The 19661-nt window shown below is 62.9% G+C and carries 17 protein-coding genes; 9 read left to right on the forward strand and 8 right to left on the reverse strand.

Going from position 1 to position 19661, the window contains the following annotated elements:
- Positions 1-6: 6 nt before the first annotated feature.
- The 6 genes from LW136_RS17235 to LW136_RS17260 form a co-directional block, all read right to left on the reverse strand.
- The gene (locus tag LW136_RS17235; RefSeq protein WP_023445929.1) at positions 7-432 is read right to left on the reverse strand and encodes a bactofilin family protein; all 426 of its coding nucleotides are present in this window, start codon (positions 430-432) and stop codon (positions 7-9) included.
- A 17-nt stretch (positions 433-449) separates the two neighbouring features.
- Positions 450-806 carry a hypothetical protein gene (locus LW136_RS17240; protein WP_014821405.1) on the reverse strand — a complete coding sequence of 119 codons (357 nt, stop codon included), beginning with the start codon at positions 804-806 and terminating at the stop codon, positions 450-452.
- Positions 787-1764, reverse strand: coding sequence for a M23 family metallopeptidase (locus LW136_RS17245; RefSeq protein WP_230355866.1), 978 nt, complete (start codon positions 1762-1764; stop codon positions 787-789). Before LW136_RS17245 ends, LW136_RS17240 begins: the two co-directional genes overlap by 20 nt.
- Before the next feature lie 186 nt (positions 1765-1950).
- On the reverse strand, positions 1951-2892 hold the full coding sequence (locus tag LW136_RS17250; RefSeq protein ID WP_014821407.1) for an AEC family transporter: 942 nt from the start codon (positions 2890-2892) through the stop codon (positions 1951-1953).
- A gap of 105 nt (positions 2893-2997) precedes the next feature.
- Positions 2998-3558, reverse strand: coding sequence for a response regulator transcription factor (locus LW136_RS17255; RefSeq protein WP_014821408.1), 561 nt, complete (start codon positions 3556-3558; stop codon positions 2998-3000).
- 32 nt (positions 3559-3590) lie between these two features.
- Positions 3591-4844, reverse strand: coding sequence for an ATP-binding protein (locus tag LW136_RS17260; protein WP_003302234.1), 1254 nt, complete (start codon positions 4842-4844; stop codon positions 3591-3593).
- Between the two features lie 152 nt (positions 4845-4996).
- On the opposite strand from LW136_RS17260, the gene LW136_RS17265 reads away from it, so the two are divergent.
- From LW136_RS17265 to LW136_RS17290, 6 genes are all read left to right on the forward strand, one after another.
- Positions 4997-5701 (forward strand): SIMPL domain-containing protein, encoded by a 705-nt coding sequence (locus LW136_RS17265; RefSeq protein WP_234173250.1) that lies wholly within the window; start codon positions 4997-4999, stop codon positions 5699-5701.
- Positions 5702-5879: 178 nt separating this feature from the next.
- Positions 5880-8084, forward strand: a complete 2205-nt coding sequence (locus LW136_RS17270) for a TonB-dependent receptor domain-containing protein (protein ID WP_234173251.1) — start codon at positions 5880-5882, stop codon at positions 8082-8084.
- 158 nt (positions 8085-8242) lie between these two features.
- Complete coding sequence (locus tag LW136_RS17275) at positions 8243-8836, forward strand: PepSY-associated TM helix domain-containing protein (RefSeq protein WP_234173253.1); 594 nt, start codon at positions 8243-8245, stop codon at positions 8834-8836.
- A gap of 9 nt (positions 8837-8845) precedes the next feature.
- On the forward strand, positions 8846-9355 hold the full coding sequence (locus LW136_RS17280; RefSeq protein ID WP_234173254.1) for a DUF2271 domain-containing protein: 510 nt from the start codon (positions 8846-8848) through the stop codon (positions 9353-9355).
- 14 nt (positions 9356-9369) lie between these two features.
- Positions 9370-10245, forward strand: coding sequence for a DUF4198 domain-containing protein (locus tag LW136_RS17285; RefSeq protein WP_090519285.1), 876 nt, complete (start codon positions 9370-9372; stop codon positions 10243-10245).
- Positions 10246-10315: 70 nt separating this feature from the next.
- On the forward strand, positions 10316-11875 hold the full coding sequence (locus LW136_RS17290; RefSeq protein ID WP_234173255.1) for a sulfite reductase subunit alpha: 1560 nt from the start codon (positions 10316-10318) through the stop codon (positions 11873-11875).
- A 60-nt stretch (positions 11876-11935) separates the two neighbouring features.
- On the opposite strand, the gene LW136_RS17295 is transcribed toward LW136_RS17290, so the two are convergent.
- The gene (locus LW136_RS17295; RefSeq protein WP_234173257.1) at positions 11936-14194 is read right to left on the reverse strand and encodes a TonB-dependent receptor; all 2259 of its coding nucleotides are present in this window, start codon (positions 14192-14194) and stop codon (positions 11936-11938) included.
- Between the two features lie 139 nt (positions 14195-14333).
- On the opposite strand from LW136_RS17295, the gene LW136_RS17300 reads away from it, so the two are divergent.
- Positions 14334-15014, forward strand: a complete 681-nt coding sequence (locus tag LW136_RS17300; RefSeq protein WP_230355880.1) for a Fe2+-dependent dioxygenase — start codon at positions 14334-14336, stop codon at positions 15012-15014.
- Positions 15014-15772, forward strand: coding sequence for a tetratricopeptide repeat protein (locus LW136_RS17305; protein ID WP_230355883.1), 759 nt, complete (start codon positions 15014-15016; stop codon positions 15770-15772). Before LW136_RS17300 ends, LW136_RS17305 begins: the two co-directional genes overlap by 1 nt.
- A gap of 58 nt (positions 15773-15830) precedes the next feature.
- On the opposite strand, the gene LW136_RS17310 is transcribed toward LW136_RS17305, so the two are convergent.
- Positions 15831-16994: a type III PLP-dependent enzyme gene (locus LW136_RS17310; protein WP_003302224.1), complete on the reverse strand. Its 1164-nt coding sequence runs from the start codon at positions 16992-16994 to the stop codon at positions 15831-15833.
- Positions 16995-17447: 453 nt separating this feature from the next.
- Here LW136_RS17310 and LW136_RS17315 point away from each other — a divergent pair, with 453 nt between their 5' ends.
- Entirely contained in the window at positions 17448-19574 is a 2127-nt protein-coding gene (locus LW136_RS17315) for a TonB-dependent receptor family protein (RefSeq protein ID WP_230355887.1), read from the forward strand.
- Positions 19575-19661: the final 87 nt, after the last annotated feature.

Consider the following 19661-nt stretch of genomic DNA (forward strand, 5'->3'; position numbering starts at 1 on the left):
CTTCACTCAGCCCTCACGCACCTGAGGCCGCGGCAACTCGAACACCTGGGCACTCTCCTCTTCGTCACCCATGCGGTTGAGGGTCCCGTCGACCACCGCGCCGTTCTCCATGCTCAACTGGCGATAGCGGATGTTCCCGCGCACGCGCGCGTTGGAATGCAGTTCGAGCAGATGCTCGACCACCAGATCGCCGACGATGGTGCCGTCGATCAGCGCATCGTAACTGCTCACGTTGCCCTCAATTCTTCCCTCGGCGCTCAGGGCCAGCAGGCTGTGTGTGCCCGGCTTGTGGCAGACATCGCCGCGCACTTCACCGCTAACCTTCAATCCTTCCTCGAAGGTCACATCCCCGATCAGGGACAGGTTGTCGGAGATCAGGCTGGAAAATTGATCGATGGTGACGCGGGGTACCGGCTTCTTCTTGTTGAACATCATCTACTCCAAAAAAGTTAACGGGCCTTCTTCTGCTGACGGAAGAACGCCAGATCGGTCTGCAGCCGCTCGACCTGCGCTGAGAGAGTGGCTATACGCCTTAGCAATTGCTCTTCGGTGGCCTGGATTTCCTGGCGCTTCAACCGGCTCTGCCCAAGCGCGGCCCTGAGTGCCTGGCTGTCCTGCGTCAGCGCCTCGACCTGTCGTGCATGAGCCACCTGCTCGTGGTTGCGCAGGTACAGCAGCGCGCCGATCACACAGAGCAGTCCAAAGATCAGCCAACGTCCGCTGCGAGCGCTGCGCGCGGCTTGCAGTCGGTGCTCGGCGCGTAGCAACTCGCGCGTGGAAGGGCGTTTAGTCCTCAGCCAGGCCATCGCTGTCACGCTCCAGATCACCCAGGGCCAGGAACCGCTGCGGGTCGACGAAGCGCCCCTTGTGCAACACTTCGAAATGCAGATGAGGACCAGTGGATCGGCCTGTCGAACCCACCGCACCGATACGCTGTGCCGGCGTGACGACCTCACCCTGGCGAACATCCAGTCGCGACAGGTGGGCATAGCGCGTGACCAGGCGATTGCCATGGTCGATCTCCACCAGTTTGCCGTAGGCACCTCGGTAGCCGGCGAAGCGCACCCGACCTCCCGCCGCAGCGACCACGTCGGAGCCGCTGCGCAATGCGAAGTCCACCCCGGAATGGAACGCCAGTTTCTTGCGGAAGGGGTCGACGCGATTGCCGAATGCCGAGCCCAGCCGTGCCTCGCCTACCGGTCGCCGTGACGGAATCGCCATGAGCGCCGCGTTGCGCTCGGCCACTTGTTGCATCAGCCCGTCCAGCATCACCCGCATGCAGCGTGCCGAGGTCTCGCTGTGCTGCAGGTCGGCAAGGCCCAGCCGCTCGGCATCGACCTGCAGGTCCCCCGAACAACCCCGAGGCGGCAACAGCGCGCCGCCCTGCCCTGCGCCGTCCGCGCGAGCCGGCACCAGCACGGGCAGCAGCGCCGGGTCCAACGCCGACAGCTGGCCATGCAGAACACGCTGTTGATCCATCATCTGCTGCAGGGCGAGCAGATCGGATTCGAGAGTTTTCAACCGGCCGACCACCTCGCCGACGCGGGCGATGGCAAAGCGGTCCTCATCCTCGACGGGTACATCACCCTGATGCGTGGCCAGGTTCGGCGTGCGCAGATCGCTGCCAAGCCAGACACCGCCGGCAAAGCTTCCCAGACTCAGCACCAGCAACAGCGCAAAACCCGGAACCGCAAGGCGCCGCAGGTTCACCACGCGTATGTCGTCACGCGTCAGCGAGCGGCTCGAAGGTGTGAAAAATGCCATGAGAGATTCCCTAGAACACGGAGCGGCCGCCTCGCCAGGCAAGCCGTTGAACGTCCAGGGCAATTTGACGCAAACGCACTTTTTTTTCTGAGGCCTGATGACCGATTACGACCATCGCGCCGCGATTCTTAAGCTGAGAGCCGCATTGGCGACGAACGGCGCGGCGAATCGCAGCCAAGGTCTCGACTAGATCCAGCCCAGCCAGCCCAGCAGAAACAGCCCGGCGTTGATGCTCAGCGCTGCCATCAGCGTCGTGATGACAATGATGGTCGCGGCCAGCTGATGATTAGAATTGACCGCGCGCGCCATGACGAAACTCGCTGCCGCCGTTGGGCTGGCAAAGTAGAGAAACAGGATACCCAGCTCCGCATCGCGAAAGCCGTAGGCCCAAGCACCCAGGGTCGCGAGTGCCGGCAGCCAGACCATCTTCATCAGACTCGAACTGAGCGCACTGCCGCTGCTCTTGCGCAACGCATCCAATGACAGCGTGGCGCCGATGCAGATGAGCGCCAGTGGCAAGGTCATCTGCGCAAAGTACTGGCCCGAGGTCATCAGCCAGCCCGGCAAGTCAATCTGCCAATAGGCAAAGGGCACGGCCGCGACCACACCAATGATCAGCGGATTACGCAGGATGCTGAGCAAAATTTCTTTCGGGCCGACCTGTCCATCCGGGCTGTAGATGGCGAGCACCATCGCCGAGAGGCTGTTGTAGACCAGAATCACCACCCCGGCGAGCACACCGCCAACCGACAGGCCGTAGTCACCGTAGAGGCTGCTGGCCAGCGCCAGACCGACGATGCCGTTGTTGCCACGAAAAGCGCCCTGCACGTACACGCCGCGATCGGATGCCGGGCAACGCCACAAGGCCCAGACCCAGGCCACGGTGAATGTCGCAATTGTGGCGAGCACGAAATAGAGCAGCAGTGCCGGCTGCAGCGCCGCTGTCAGATCGGCCTTGATGATGGAGATGAACAGCAGCGTCGGCATGGTGCCCCTGAACACCAGCGCCGAAGCCGTATACACGAACGCAGCGTCGATCCAGCCGAGGCGCTTGAGCGCGACACCGAGAAACAACATGGCAAACACCGGCGCAGTGACGCTCAGGGTTTGCAGTACGAGGGGGAGCATGGAAGACGCCTGCAACTACAAAGCTCGCAAGCATAAAGCATGCGTTACGCGAGGGCTCGGGCGTCGTGTGATGACAACGCCGCCCCCGCGAGACGATGACGCCGGTTAGCGTCGCACCGGACGTTTCTGTAGCTTGCGCTGCAAGGTCCGTCGATGCATGCCCAGGGCACGGGCGGTAGCGGAGATATTGCCGTCGTGCTCACTGAGCACCCGCTGGATATGCTCCCACTGCAGGCGATCGACCGACATGGGATTTTCCGGCACCAGGCTGTCGAGATCGGCATGCTGCGACAACAATGCCGCCAGCACGTCGTCGGCATCGGCAGGCTTGCATAGGTAATTGCAGGCGCCGCGCTTGATCGCTTCCACCGCTGTGGCGATGCTCGAGTAACCGGTCAGGATCAACACCCGCATCTCGGGGTCCAGCTCGAGCAACTTGGGCAGCAGCACCAGGCCCGAATCGCCTTCCATCTTAAGGTCGAGCACTGCGTAGTCAGGAATATCCTGCTTGGCCAGGGCCAGGCCCTCCTCGGCAGAACCAGCAATGCTGACCTGCAGGCCCCGGCGACTCATGGCGCGCGCCATTACCCGGGTGAACGTCGGATCGTCATCCACCAACAGCAGGTGAGGTTGTTCTTCACCCTCTTGCTGCAACTCGTCGGTCATCTGTGCATTCCTCGCATTGGTCACGATCAGGATCAGGCGCGTACCGAACCATGCGGTAGGCGCAGTTCGGTCAGTGTGCCACCTTCTTCGTGATTGTAGAGCTTCACCGTGCCACCGGCGCGCGTGACGCTGGCCTGACTGAGAAATAGACCAAGGCCGAAACCCTTGCCCTTGGTCGTGATGAAGGGTCTGCCGATCTGCTCGGCGATGGCCAGCGGAACACCGGCGCCGTGGTCACGAATGGTCAGTTTGATCCACTGCGGATCCCAGTCCAGGCGTATTTCCAGATCCTCGGGACTGGCATCGGTGGCGTTGTTCAACAGGTTGAGCAGCGACTGGCTGAGGTCCGCCGGCGGCATCAGCTTCGGCGCACTGCCAAGACCGACGCACTGGAAGCGGAATGTTGCCTCTGGACGCATCAGGTGCCAGCGCTGCAGGACCGAGTCGACCCATTCGCGTGCGGTCTGCTCGACGACCGCCTGGCGCCTGTCCGCCTCGGCGGCGCGGACCAGCTGACGCAGGCTCTCCTTGCACAGCTGGACCTGCGACTGCAGCAGGCCGAGATCCTCGCTCAGCTGCGGGTCCTTGTATTCCTGGCGCAACTCCTTGAGCAGCACGCTCATGGTTGCCAGCGGCGTGCCCAGTTCATGAGCGGCGCCAGCGGCCTGGGTGGCCACGGCGAGCAGTTGCTGGTCACGCATGCTCTCCTCGCGGCGCTGGGCCTGCTGCTGTTCCTGTCGGCGCAGCTGTTCGGCCATGCGCGCGACGAAGAAAGTGATCAGCGCGGCCGCCAGCGCGAAACTCAGCCACATGCCGTAAACCTGCAGCGTCGCCCGCTCGAAGGGTGGCAGGGTGAGCGGGTCGTACCAGACCAGCATCAGCGTGTAACCCAGCAGCGCCAGGCCGGAAAGCACGATGGAATAAAGCCACGGCAGGGTTGCCGCAGCGATGGTCAGCGGCACCAGGTAGTAGGACACGAACGGATTGGTCGAGCCGCCGGAGTAGTACAGCAGCGCGCTGTGGATCATCAGGTCGCAGCCCAGATGCACGGCGTATTCCAGCTCGGTGACGGGCCAGGGGCCGCGCAAACGCAGTGCCGTACCCAGACAGAGCACCGCCGACACGGCCAGCGTGATGCCCAGCGCCAGCCAAGGCAGCGTCAGCATCTGCGTCGCGTAAGCCACGCCCACGGCGCCGGACTGTGCAGCCAGCACCACGATGCGAATAAGGGTCAGAAGCCGAAGGTTCTGCCGGCTGGCAGATAGCAGCGGGACGGATGTGTACATGGAGTCTCCAAGAATTCGGCGGAGTATAACCAAGCCGTCTGGCGGCCAAACCGAAATGCGGCAACTCGACGCACGGGCAGCTGCATACATTCACCGGCGCAGGTAGAGTCTTGCGCTATCGCACCGGCAGGTGCACATGCCAAGGATCCGTTATGCAGCCAACTCTCTTCCGCAGTGCAGCCCTCATGGCGCTGATCACCAGCCTCGTCAGCCTGCCCGCCATGGCCGAGGAACCACGCTACAACCAGGTCGCCCTGCGCGCCGAGGTCAGCAGCGAAGTGGCCCATGACCGCATGCACGTCACGCTCTACAGCGAAGCACAACACAACGACCCCGCCCAGCTCGCGGCAGAGACCACCCGCGCGCTGAACCAGGCGCTGCAGACCGCTCGGCAGAGCAAGGATGTGATCGTCAGCCAGGGCAGCCGCAACAGCTATCCAATCTATGACGACAAGGGCCAGCAGATCTCCGGCTGGCGGGAGCGTGCCGAGCTGCGCCTGGAGAGCGGCAACTTTGCCAGCCTGTCGAAGCTGACCGCCGAGCTGATGAAGAGCCTGAAGATGAGCAGCATGCATTTCAGTGTCTCCGACCCGATCCGCAAGCAGAACGAGGATGCCCTGCTCAAGGAGGCGGTCGCCGCGTTCCAGGCGCGCGCCCAACTCGCGACCGAAGCGCTCGGCGGCAGCGGTTACAAGCTGGTGAGCCTCAACCTCAACGGCGGCGGATTTCAACCTGTCATGCGCAGCAGCGCGATGAAGATGGACATGATGGAGTCGGCACCCATCCCTGAAATCGAAGCGGGCACTCGCCAGGTCACGATCAACGCCGACGGCGTCATCGAAGTTCAGATGCCGTGACCGAAACTGACCGTTCGGACCACTTCTAAATATTCGCTTACAAATAGCCAGCCCGCGCTGTGCAAGGGCTGGCAACCGATTTGACGACCCAGATGAGAAATAAGCGCAGTAGATTCTAAATTCTCGTTTACGAATGATTATCATGCGGGCGCCAACGAGACGGCTACAAGGAGCCCGCATGTCTACCCCCTTCGCACGTACCGCCCTGTCCTGCGCCATGATCGGCTGCAGCTGGACGGCTCTCGCCCAGAACGCGCCTGTCACGCTCAACGACACGGTCGTCAGCGCCTCCGGCTTCGAACAGAAGATCACCGAAGCACCGGCCAGCATCAGCGTCATCAGCCGTGAAGACCTGCAGCAGAAGCGCTACAACAACCTGGCGCAGGCACTGGGCGACGTGGAAGGCATCGATATCGGCCAGGGCACCGGCAAGACCGGCGGGCTCAACATCAGCATTCGCGGCATGCCCAGCCAGTACACCCTGATCCTCATCGACGGCCGTCGACAGAACGCCGCAGGCAATGTCACGCCAAACGGCTTCAACGAAACCTCCACCAGCTTCATGCCGCCGCTGTCGGCCATCGAGCGCATCGAAGTGATCCGTGGCCCGATGTCGACGCTCTACGGCTCCGACGCCATGGGCGGGGTAATCAACATCATCACCCGCAAGGTGGGCAAGGAATGGACCGGCTCGGTGACACAGGATTACACCTATCAGCAAGATCGCGACTTTGGCGACACCCGCAACACCAGTGTCTACGCCAGTGGTCCGCTGATCGACGGTCTGCTCGGCCTGCAGGTCCGCGGCAGCCTGTTCGATCGCCAGGAGTCGGATCTGAGTTACGGCAATGGCATTGATGTCAGCAAGCGCGGCCCCTCGCCCGTCGATGGTCGCAACCAGAACATCGGCGCCCGCCTGGCTCTGACCCCGCACCAGGACCACGACTTCGCGCTGGATATCGAGCGTGGACGGCAGGCATACAACAACGACGAATGCCAGCTCGGCACCCTCGATGGCTTGAACAGGGCTTGTACCGCACCGGACACCGCCGCGAACGGCTATGACGACGAGCTTCGCTTCGAGCGCGAACAGATCGCCCTCACCCACACCGGTCGCCTCGGCTTCGGCACGCTGGATTCCAGCCTGATGCACAACACCACCGAAACCATCGGCCGAACCATTCCCGGCACCATCGGCGCGCCGACCGCCGTGCCCGGCGCGGTCGGCGGGGACGATCGCGAGCTGGAGACCACCAATCTGGTCTTCGATACCAAACTCGTTGCCCCCATCGGCGACTCACACGTCGCTACCGTAGGCGGCCAATGGTGGAAGGCCGAAATGACCGATGGCATCGCCCAGACGGAATTCGAGCAGAAAACCTGGGCACTGTTTGCCGAGGATGAGTGGCGCCTGCGCGATGATCTGGCCCTGACCCTGGGCGCCCGCTATGACGACCACGAGTCCTTTGGTGGACATGTCAGCCCGCGGGCTTACCTGGTCTGGAACACCACCGACAACTGGACCCTCAAGGGTGGTATCAGCAAGGGCTACAAGACGCCGGACCTGAACGACCTGCATGGCGGCATCAATGGCGTAACCGGCCAGGGCACCATCATCACCATCGGTAACCCGGACCTAGACCCCGAAACGACCACCAGTACCGAGATCGGTGCCTATTTCGACAGTCTGACCGGCTTCAGCGCCAACGCCACGCTGTTCCACAACAAGTTCAAGGACAAGATCGCCAGCGGCGACCCGATCACCGACCCACTGTGCGCGGGCAACAACAATGGCACTTGCTCGCAGCAGATCAACGTCGACGAAGCGGTAACCCGTGGCCTGGAGCTGGCTGGCAGCTGGCAGTTCGCACCAGCCTGGAAACTGAGCGCCAACTACACCTACACCGATAGCGAGCAGAAGAGTGGCGATAACCAGGGAGAGCCGCTGACCAACACGCCCGAACACCTGGCCAACGCCAAACTCGACTGGCAGACCACCGACCGCCTGGGCCTGTGGCTGAAGAGCGAGTACCGCGGCGAGCGCGCGCGCTTCACCTCCAGCTACGAGAATCTCGCTAACGCCAACGGCAGCTACTCCACCAGCCAGTCGATCTACGACACGCTGGGCAAGAACGCCAAGGCATACACACTGTTTCACCTGGGCGGGTCGTATCGGGCTACGGAGAACCTGACGCTCAACGCGACGATCTACAACCTCTTCGACAAGGACTTCGTCGACGGCAAGGCCTACACCACCTACTCCAATGGCGGGAGCGCAAACGGCACGGCCTACGGCACCGACTACAGCCACTCCGGCGCCGCCACCACCGGTATCGTGGAAGAAGGCCGCCGCCTGTGGCTGTCAGCCAACCTGACCTTCTGACCTGAAGGCGACAAAACAGAGCCGGGATCATCCCGGCTCTGTTGTTTCTCGCCCATACGGATCATGAAAAACGCGAATGTATGCTGTTTGTAAATCTTTAGCATCGCCGCGTCAGTCGCCCTAGAATTCGCCCACCCTCCCTTACGCCAAGGACCACCATGCATATCTGGCTCGGCACTCTGCGCCAATGGCACTGGATCAGCTCCGCGCTGTGCCTGATTGGCATGCTGCTGTTCGCGGTCACCGGCATCACCCTCAACCATGCCGGCCAAATCGAAAGCAAACCGCAGGTGCAAAGCCGCGCCGCGCAGCTCCCCGAGCCGGTGCTCGCCAAACTGCAAGCCGAAGTGCCCGAGTCGGGTCTGCCCGTCGAGCTGCGCGAGTGGCTGGAGCAGACGCTGGACATTCGCCTGGCCGGGCGTGAGGCCGAGTGGAGCGATGGCGAACTCTACGTCGCCCTGCCCCGTCCTGGCGGCGATGCCTGGCTGAGTCTGAGCCTGGAAAGCGGCGAGCTGGAATACGAGTCGACCGATCGCGGCTGGATCGCCTACTTCAACGACCTGCACAAGGGTCGCCACAGCGGCGAAGCCTGGAGCTGGTTCATCGATCTGTTTGCCGTTGCCTGTGTGGTGTTCAGCCTCACCGGCCTGCTGCTCCTGCAACGCCATGCCGGCAATCGCCCCGGCACCTGGCCACTGGTTGGCCTGGGGCTGGTGATTCCGCTGCTACTGGCGCTGCTCTTCATTCATTAAGGACTGCTCATGCGTAAACGCCTGTTGTTCCCCCTCGCCCTGCTTAGCGCCCCGCTACACGCGGCGGACCTGCAGCTGGACGTGGAAATCCCCCGCCTGGATGTCGCCGAGTACCACCGCCCCTATGTCGCCATCTGGCTCGAGCGCCCGGACCAGAGCCACGTTGCCAATCTGGCGGTGTGGTACGACACCAAGCTCAAGGACAAGGAAGGTGAAAAGTGGCTCAAGGACCTGCGTCAGTGGTGGCGCCGTAGCGGCCGCAGCCTGGAAATGCCGGTTGATGGCGTCAGCGGCGCCACCCGTGCCGTGGGCAGCCACAGCCTGAAGTTTTCTGACAAGCAGGCGCCGTTCAAAACGCTGGAGGCCGGCGAGTACCGCGTGGTGGTCGAAGCCGCCCGTGAGGTCGGTGGCCGCGAGCTGCTGCGCGTCCCATTCAGCTGGCCGCCCCAGCAGAACGCCGAACATCAAGCCCAGGGCAAGAGTGAGCTGGGCGCCATCAATCTCACGCTGACCCCATGAACAGGAAGCACGCCATGAAACCCGTCATCAAATGGACCGCCCTGGCCCTCGCCGTCTGCCTGCCGCTTTCGGCCCAGGCCCACCGCGCCTGGATGCTACCTTCGGCCACCGTGCTCTCGGGTGAAGAGCCTTGGATCACCGTCGACGCCGCGGTTTCCAACGACCTGTTCTATTTCGAACACGTGCCGATGCGCCTCAAGGGTATCGGCGAGGCAGCCCAGGCGCCGGCAGGTGGCCCGCCCGGCATGCGCGGTCGGCCGGTTCCGGAGCTGCAGGTCATCGCCCCGGATGGCTCCAAGGTCGCGGTACAGAACGGCGCCATCGGCCGCTACCGCAGTACCTTCGATGTGCAGCTGAGCCAGAAGGGCACCTACAAGCTGGCGGTCGCCAACAACGGCCTGTTCGCCAGCTGGAAGGAGAACGGCCAGATGCGCCGCTGGATGGGCACCCCGGAAAGCTTCGCCAAGGACGTCCCGGCCAAGGCCGAAGGTCTCAAGGTCAGCCAGACCAGCAACCGCATGGAAGTGTTCGTGACCTCCGGTGCGCCAAGCACTGACGTACTCGCGCCCAGCGGCCAGGGCCTGGAACTCAAGCCCGTCACCCACCCCAACGACCTGTTCGCCGGCGAAGCGGCGGAGTTCGTCTTTCTGCTCGATGGCAAGCCGGCCGCGGATGTCGAGATCAGCGTGATCCCGGGCGGCAACCGCTACCGCGACCAACTGGGGGAGATCAGGACGAAAACCGACAAGGCCGGTAAGGCCAGCATCACCTGGCCGGAAGCTGGCATGTACTGGCTGGAAGCCGAGCTCACTACCGACAAGGGCGTCAGCAAGCCGGCCACCGAGCGCCGCGCCAGCTACAGCGCAACCCTGGAAGTGCTGGCGCCCTGACGCCAGCCCGCTGCCTGAGCACTGACGCTCAGGCAGCGCGCTACCGCATTCCCCGCAACGAGTCCGCTTCTTGCCCAGACCTTTCCAATCCGTCCGGCGCTTGTCGCCGCTGCTCGGCTGTCTCGCGGTCGCTGCGCTGCTGCTGTGGTGGCAGCCGCCGCGAGCGATCAGCGCTGCCGTGGTCGTCCTCATCTATCTGGCCATGTCGCTGTATTGCTGGCATGGCCAGTTACCCCGCAAAGCAGCATCTACCGACGCGACCTCGGCGCTTGTGGTGACCTATGCCAGCCAGGGCGGGCAAGCCCGGCTCTATGCCGAGCGCAGTGCTGAGCAGCTTCGCGAAGCTGGCCTGAACGTGCAGCTGCTGCCGCTGAATGCGCTGGAGCCGAGCCAGCTGCCAGCGCTGCGCATCCTGTTCGTCGTCAGCACCTATGGCGAAGGCGAGGCGCCGGACGACGGCGCGCGTTTCGAGCGGCGCCTGAGCACGGCAAACCTGCAGCTGCAGGACCTCGAGTATGCCGTGCTGGCCTTTGGTGATCGCCAGTACCGCCATTTCTGTGCGTTCGGCCAGCGTCTGGATGAACGAATGCGCCAATGCGGCGCCACGCCACTGTTCGATCGCCTGGAGGCTGACCGAGCCGATCCCGGCGTGCTGCGTCACTGGCAACAGCAGCTGGCCCATTTAAGTGGCAACAGCGATTTCAGCGACTGGCTGCCGGCGCCCTATCGGCACTGGCAGCTCACCGAGCGCCGCTGCCTCAACCCCGGCAGTGCCGGCGCGCCAGTGCAGCATCTGACGCTCGTGCCAGTCGACGATCAGCAATGCTGGCGCGCCGGCGATATCGTCGAGGTCGGCCCGCAGCACGAACTGGCCCGCATGGAACGCTTGCTGCAGCAGCTGGGTCTCGACCCGCAGCAGCGGCTCGATGGCCAGCGTCTGGCAAGCCAGCTGGCCGGACTACGCCTGCCGGACCTCGACGTGTTGCGCACGCTCGACCTGCCCGCCTTGCTGGCCCTGCCGCCCTTGCCGCACCGCGAATACTCCATCGCCTCGATACCCTCGGACGGCGCCGTGCAGCTGGTGGTGCGCGAAGCTCGTCATCCGGACGGCACGCTCGGCCTCGGCTCCGGCTGGCTGTGCCGTCACGCGGCGATTGGCGAGCGGATCGCCCTGCGCATCCGCAGCAACCCCGGTTTTCATGGGCCCTCGGTCGATACACCGCTGATCCTGATCGGCAACGGCACCGGGATCGCCGGATTGCGCGCGCACCTGCGCGAACGCGCAGCCGCTCCCCAAGGCTCACGCAGCTGGCTGCTGTTCGGCGAACGCAACGCCGCCCACGACTTCTTCTTTCGAGACGAACTGCAGCATTGGCTCGACAGCGGCCTGCTGGAGCGGCTGGACCTGGCGTTCTCTCGTGACCAGCCGGAGAAGCGCTATGTGCAGCAAGTCCTGCGGGACGCGGCCGACGACCTGCGCCGCTGGATCGACCAGGGCGCCGCGATCTACGTTTGCGGCAGCCTGGAAGGCATGGGGCAGGAAGTGCAGCAGATCCTGCTCGGTCTGCTCGGCCAGGCGCGGCTGGAACAGCTGAGCGAGCAGGGACGCTATCGCCGCGACCTGTATTGATGTCCGCCATAACGACAAAGGCCGCTTCGAAGAGCGGCCTTTGTCATTTTCACAGCGGGATCAGAAGTGGAAGTTGGTGCTCAGTAACGCAGTACGACCGGCCGCGACGTGGGCATAGTGGCTGCCGTAGACCTGATCGAAATAGCGCTTGTCGGTCAGATTCTGCACGTTCAGCTGCAGGTCCAGATTCTTGCTCACGCGATAGGCGGCCATCGCATCGTAGCGCCAGTGTTCCGGTACCTCGATGTTGTTGGTCGTGTCGCCGAAGCGGGAGTCGACGTAGGTCGCACCGCCACCGATGGTCAGGTCCTGGGTGAGGTTGTAGGTGTTCCAGAAGCTGAAGCTGTGCTTCGGCGTGCTCGGCACCTCGTTACCGTCGTACAGCCCTTCCACGTACACCGGCGCCGCGCGGGTGCCCACGTTGGCGGCACCGGACTTGACCAGTTCGGCGTCCAGGTAGGTATAGCTGGCGAACACCTGCCAGTTACGGGTGATCTGGCCGGTCGCGCCCAGTTCCAGGCCGTCGACCTGGGTTTCACCGATGCTTTCCTGGAAACCGCTGGCGTTGGTCACCCGCGCGTTGGTCTTCTCGGTGCGGAACAGCGCGGCGGTCAGGCCGAGACGCTCGTCGAAGAAGTCCCACTTGGTGCCGATCTCGTAGTTGCGGTTGCGCTCCGGATCGAGGACCTGGTTATTCACGTTGAGTGCATCGGAACCTTCGCCACCGGTCTCGCCGGACGGGTTGCTGGAGGTCGACCACGCCGCGTAGATGCTGCCATTGGGCAGCGGATTGAAGACCAGACCCAACTGGTAGTTCCAGAAGTGGCTCTTGTTCTCCGGCCGGGTGACGACACCGGCGGTGGAGACGGCCTTTTGCTCCGTTTCGTAGTCGTCGTAGCGCAGGCCCATGTTCAGCGACCACTGCTCGTTGAACTTCAGCGTATCGAAGACGTAGGCCGCCAGCGTTTCGGTGTCGGTATCGGTCGTCGCCGCGCTGCGCGCGATGCTGCCGGTCCAGGCATCCTTGGAGCTCGGGTTGGACAGGCTAGTGCAGTCGCCCGAAGCCAGGTGCGCCGACGAACAGGTGTTGCCGCTGGTGCCCGGAGTGACCACGTAGGGTCGGTTGTGCACGCCGACATCGCTGATTTCCACGCCGGTCACCAGGGTGTGCTCGATGCTGCCGGTGTCGAATCGCGCCGTCAGATCGGTCTGGTTGACCCAGCTCTGGGTACCGGAATTGCGGCTCTTGGCAGAGCGCGAAACCAGTCCATTGGGCACGTTGCCACGCGAGTCGTCCGGGTTGGTGACGATGTAGTCCAGGGTGGTGCGGGCGATACGCGTGGTGTTGGAGACGGTCAGGTTCTCGTTCAGGTCGTGCTCGAGCCGAATGGTGCCGGCATCCGTGGTGCTCTCGCGGAAGTCGCGGCTTTCAAGGCCGTAGAAGTTGTCGCGATCCACGCTCACTGGCTCGCGACCTGGATTGCCTGGCTTAGCCACGGTCAGCGGAATGCCGTAGTCCGGCATGTCGTCTGTTTCCAGGTGGTAGTAAGACAGCGTCGCCCGAGTCGGCGTATCGAAGCCGAAGGTGATGGTCGGTGCCACGCCCCAACGACTGACATCCACACCATCGCGGCCGGCAACGTTGGCCTCGTGCTTCATCAGGTTCAGACGGCCGGCGACGCTGTCACCGAGCACGCGGTTGACGTCCAGCGTATAGCGGCGCGTCTGGTCCGAACCGAGGGTGACGCTGGCATCGCCGAAGTCGCGTTGCTTGGCGGTCTTGCTGATCAGGTTGAGGCTGCCGCCCGTAGAGCCGGCACCGGTGTAGGCTGAGCCCGGCCCCTTGCTCACTTCGATGCTCTCGACGTTGAAGATCTCGCGGGTTTGCGAGCCAACGTCACGCAGGCCGTCGATGAAGGTGTCGCTCTCGGCGTTGAAGCCGCGGATGATCGGCCGGTCGCCCGCCGGATTTCCGCCCTCGCCCGCACCGAAGGTGATACCGGAAGTGGTGCGCAACGCATCGACCAACGTCAGCGAACCGGTGTCGCGAATCACCTGGTCGGTGATCACGGTGACCGACTTCGGTGTTTCGCGCAGCGGTGCCGTGTATTTCTTCGAGGCGGATGTATCGGCCTTGTAGGCCTGTTCCTGCTCACCGATTACCGTCACTTCATCGAGCGCAACCGGCGCTTCGCTGGGCGATGACGCTGCAGGCACGACCTGAGCCATGGAGGGAGCGGAGAAAGCGGTAAGGGCGACACCGATAGCCGAAGCCAACACGCGAGGTGGCTGGGCCAGTTCTAGAGACTGACGCGACATGTAATGCGGATCCTTGGAAGTTGATGCAACTGCGAATTGCTATTATTAGCAGGTGGCATTCTGATACATTCTGTCGCATTCTGAAACACCTAAATGCAAACTAATATCATTCGCCAATTCCACATCCTGTCGGTGATCCATGCTCCTACGCATTGCCAATGTGTTTTCCCGTGAAGAAACCGACCGTATTCGCTCCGCGCTGGAACAGGCCGACTGGCAGGATGGTCGGGTCACGGCCGGCTATCAGTCGGCCAAGGCCAAATACAATCTGCAGCTGGCGGAGGACGACCCACTCGCCCGCGAGATTGCCGAAGCCATGCTGCAACGGCTCTGGCAGCATCCGCAGTTCATGTCTGCCGCGCTGCCGAGCAAGGTCTTTCCGCCCCTGTTCAACTGCTACACGGCCGGCGGCGAGTTTGGCTATCACATCGACAATGCGGTGCGTCAGGTACGCAACAGCGCCGAACGCGTGCGCACCGACCTGTCCGCCACGCTGTTCTTCAGCGATTCCGAGGAGTACGACGGCGGCGAGCTGGTGATACACGACACCTACGGCACGCAGCGGGTGAAGTTCGCTGCCGGCGACATGGTGCTCTACCCCAGCACCAGCCTGCACAAGGTCGAGCCGGTCACCCGCGGCGCACGGCTGGCTTCGTTCTTCTGGATTCAGAGCCTGGTTCGCGAGGATGCGCAGCGCACGCTGCTCTACGAGATGGACCAGGCCATCCAGCAGCTGACCGCCGATGTGCCGGAGCACCCATCCCTGGTGCAACTGACCGGCACCTATCACAACCTGCTGCGCCGCTGGGTCGAGGTCTGATGCCTTATCTTCTGCGGCGCGAGGAGACGCTCGGCACCGAACAGCTCGGGCACCTCGCTGAACAACCCCAGCGTGCGGCACGGCTGGTACTGGCTGCTGCCGCAGCCGGAGAGCTGGAAGCGCAAGCCCTGCTCGGCCAGATCCTCCTGGATGGCCGTGGCATTGAGGCAGATCCTGCGCTCGCGCTGATCTGGTTCAGCATCGCTGCCGATCGCGGCCACGCCATGGCCTGCAACATGGCCGGACGCTGCCACGAACATGGCTGGGGCGCCCCTGCCAATCCTGCACGAGCGGCCGATTTCTACCGACGTGCAGCAGAAATGGGCCTGGACTGGGGCATGTACAACCTGGCCAACCTGCTCGCCACCGGCCGCGGCATTTCGCAGGATGAAGCTGCGGCCTATCGCCTATATCGCCAGGCCGCCGAACTCGGCCATGCCAAATCGATGAACCTCACCGGCCGCTGCCTGGAGGAAGGCCTCGGCGTATCGCTCGATGTGTCAGCGGCCCACTCTTGGTATCGACGTTCCGCCGAGGCCGGCGACTTTCGCGGCCAGTTCAGCCATGCCGCCGTGCTGCTCACCCAGCAGCAATGGGATGCGGCGCGGCATTGGCTGAGTCGCGCGCTGGAGCTTGGCCATCTCAAGTTCATCGAGACTGCGCTCGCCAGCCTGCAAGCTGCTGCGCTGCCGCAGATTGCCGATATCGTCGAGGCCTACGCGCGGCGACGCAACGAGCTACGCGCCGGGGTTCGGTGAACGAAGCACAGAAACGAAAACGCCCCGCAATGCGGGGCGTTCGTTCATCGTCTACGGCTTAGATGTAGTAAGCCTTCAGCGGCGGGAAGCCGTTGAATTCGACGGCGCTGTAGCTGGTGGTGTAGGCGCCGGTGGAGAGCCAGTACAGGCGGTCACCAATGGCCAGGTTCAGCGGCAGGCCGTACTTGTAGTTCTCGTACATGATGTCGGCGCTGTCGCAGGTCGGACCGGCGATCACTACTTCCTCGACCTCACCCTTCTTCTCGGCGTAGATCGGAAACTTGATGGACTCGTCCATGGTTTCGATCAGGCCGCTGAACTTGCCCACATCGACATACACCCAACGCTCGACTGCGGTACGCGACTTGCGTGCCACCAGCACCACTTCACTGACGAGGATGCCGGCGTTGGCGATCAGCGAGCGACCCGGCTCGAGGATGATTTCCGGCAACTCGTCGCCGAAGTCTTCCTTGAGGAAGCGGATGATTTCCTCGGCGTAGGTTTCAAGGCTGTTGGTGCGGGTGATGTAGTTGGCGGGGAAACCGCCACCCATGTTGATCATCTTCAGCTCGATGCCGTCTTCTTCCTTCAGACGCTCGAAGATCACCTTGACCTTGGCGATGGCGGCGTCCCATACGGAAATGTCGCGCTGCTGCGAACCGACATGGAAGGAAATGCCGTAGGGCTCCAGCTTCAGCTGACGCGCGAGGATCAAGAGATCCATCGCCATGTCGGTCTGGCAGCCGAACTTGCGCGACAGCGGCCAGTCCGCAGTGGTGGAGCCTTCGGTGAGGATGCGTACATAGACTTTCGAACCCGGCGCGGCCTTGGCGATGTTGCGCAGGTCGGCTTCCGAGTCGGTGGCGAACATGCGCACACCCTTGTCGTAGAAGTAGCGGATGTCCTTGGCTTTCTTGATGGTGTTGCCGTAGCTGATGCGCTCCGGGCCAACGCCGCGGGACATTACTTTGTCCAGCTCATAGATCGAGGCGATATCGAAGCTCGAACCCTTGTCGCGCAGCAGATCGATGATCTCGACCGCCGGGTTGGCCTTGACGGCGTAGTACACGCTGGCGAATTCGAAACCGGCGCGCAGGTCGTCATAGGCCTTGCTGATGGTTTCGGTGTCGATCACCACGAAGGGGGTTTCGTGCTGGTCGGCAAATGCCTTCATCTTCTGGAAGGTGGCGCGAGGGTAATAGTCTTCGATCTTGACCGTCATGCGTGGGACTCCAAAAAACGGGAAACAAAAGTCGGATGAGGGATGGAGGGCATCAGCCCTGACAAGAACGCCTGATCAGTTTCCCCACTTTGGTTCGCCTACTTCCCAAGGCATGTCGCCGAGTATCACGGAGGATCTCTCGTCGTCAGTACTTGAGCCGGATGGATCGTTGCCAGCATGGACGTTCGGGCGCGAACCATAAGACCAAGCGCCACAGGGGTCAAGAGTCGATTTCCACCTGTTTACCACAGATGGAAGGCATCGATGTTTCAGCGGGGCTGCGCGCTCCCTTCGGGAATTATTCCCGGCCTTTTTCGGGAAAAATTCCCGCGGGCATTCACCAACGAAGCCCAACAAAAGTATTAAGTCAACGGAGCCATCGGTCAGTTCCCGGCCCTAGCCGGCTGATCGACCATGGGTCGCGAAAAGCTGCCCACCAAGGACATAACAATTATGAGCTCCCGCCCTTACCCGACGCTTCTTCAGCTCTCTCTGATGATGTGCATGCCTGCCATTGCACTGGCCCAACAGGACCCTGTCCCCCTGGAACTGCCCAGCCTGGACGTGCGCAGCATGGTTCCGGAAAGCATTCAGGGAACACCCGGCGCGGCCAACCTGCTGTCAAGGGAAACCGTCGACACCTACAAGCCCTATACCCTGCATGACGCCTTCGACTTCGTCCCCGGCGTGCGCACCATCGATGACGATGTGCTCGGCCTGCGCTCGGGCATCGGCGTGCGCGGCGCGCCACCGCGGCGCTCACGCAAGGTGCTGCTGCTGGAGGACGGCACCCCCATCAACAACAGCGCCTATCTCGATTCCGGCGCCCACTACACACCGCCGCTGCAACGCCTGGAACAGGTCGAGGTGCTCAAGGGCGCCGGGCAGATCATTCATGGTCCGCTGAACAATCACGGCATCATCAACTTCCGCAACCTGCGGCCAACTGCCGAGCCACAGACCCGTGTTGAACTGGCCGCCGGCAACCAGAGTACGCGCCAGAGCCACATCAGTCACCGCCGCACGGAAGGCCCGCTGGGCATGGTCTTCAGCTACACCGGCAAAGAGGCCGACGGCACCTTCGACGTGGAAGAACACGAATTCGACGACTTTTACGGCGGCTTCGAGCTGCAGCTCAACGACAGCCACCAGCTCGCCGCCTCGGCCACCTATTTTCGCGAACGCAGCCAGGGCTACGATGAAAGCAACCTCTCGCTGCAGCAGTACCGCGAAGACCCACGCGGCAAGAAACGCCTGGACGAAGGCCGCGAGTACAACAACATCTCGGTGGACTACTACAAGCTTGACCTGACCCACAACTACCAGATCAGCGACGACGTTCGCCTGTCTTCGAAAGTCTTCGCCACCGAACTGGATCGCCCGCGCTTCCAGACCCGCGGCACCGCACCGGACGAAGGCGGCGTGATGGAAGGTCGTGATCGCCGTTACCACACCCTTGGCCTGGACAGCCGGCTGGATATCGGCGGCATTTCCGCCCTTGGCCTTGATCATCGCATCCAGACCGGCATTCGCTACGAGAAGCACCGCTTCGCCGACCGCCGTCCGGTAGGCCGTCCTGGCGAAGCACTCAAGGAAGGCAATCGTGGCGAGGTCTATGCCCGTGCCGGCGAAAACGGCTACACCCGCGATGGCCGCCTGATGACCTACGATGCCGAAGCCATTTCCGCCTTCGCACAGAACACCATCAGCCGCGGCGACTGGGCCATCACCCCCGGCCTGCGCTTCGAGACGTTCAACCAGTACAACAAGACCAATTTCCGCCCTGGTGACGATGACGAAGGCGTGACCAAGAAGGACAGCAACAGCCTGCTGCTGCCCGGCATCAGCCTGCTTTACAGCGGCTTCGACAACAGCGAGGTCTACGCCGGCATCCACCGCGGCTATGCCCCGGCCTCGGCTCGCAGTGATGAATTCCCGCTGACTCCGGAAACCGGCATCAACAGCCAGATCGGCCTGCGCAGCAGCGCCCTCAAGGGTGTCAGCCTCGACATGGCGCTGTTCTACAACCGCATCGAAGACACCCTGATCCGCAAAGAGGTCGATGAATTCGGTGATGCGCGCTTCGTCAATGCCGCCGACTCACGGGTCTACGGTCTGGATCTTGGCGCGCGAATCGACTCCTGGGCCTGGTACGACTCACCGCTCAATGCCTTTGCCGAAGTCGCGATGAACTACACCAATGCGAAATTCAGCAACGGCCCACTCAAGGGCAACGATGTCCCGGAAGTGCCGCGCTACAACGGCAGCCTGACCCTGGGCCTGGAGCACACCGCCGGTTGGCATCTGAGCACCACCCTCAGCCACTTTGGCGCTTTTTATACCGATATCGAAAACACCCGACCGATCACCGCCAGCGGCGACGAGGACGATGCCGGGCGCGTGCCCAGCCACACCCTGCTCTCGGCACGCGCCAGCTACAAGCTGCCGACACGCCTGGACACCACCCTCTGGATCCAGGGCCGCAACCTGACCGACAAGCTGTACATCGCCGATATCCAGGAAGGCATCCGTCCCGGCGCGCCGCGCTCGATTCTGGCGGGCGTGACCTTCAACTTCTGACGGCTCATCGGAAAGCGCCTGTCAGATCACCACATGGCTTGCCGACAAGCACGCCATGTGGTGAGAAACAGGGGCCTTTTGTAGGAG

Source organism: Stutzerimonas kunmingensis (assembly GCF_021432085.1).
GTDB lineage: Bacteria > Pseudomonadota > Gammaproteobacteria > Pseudomonadales > Pseudomonadaceae > Stutzerimonas.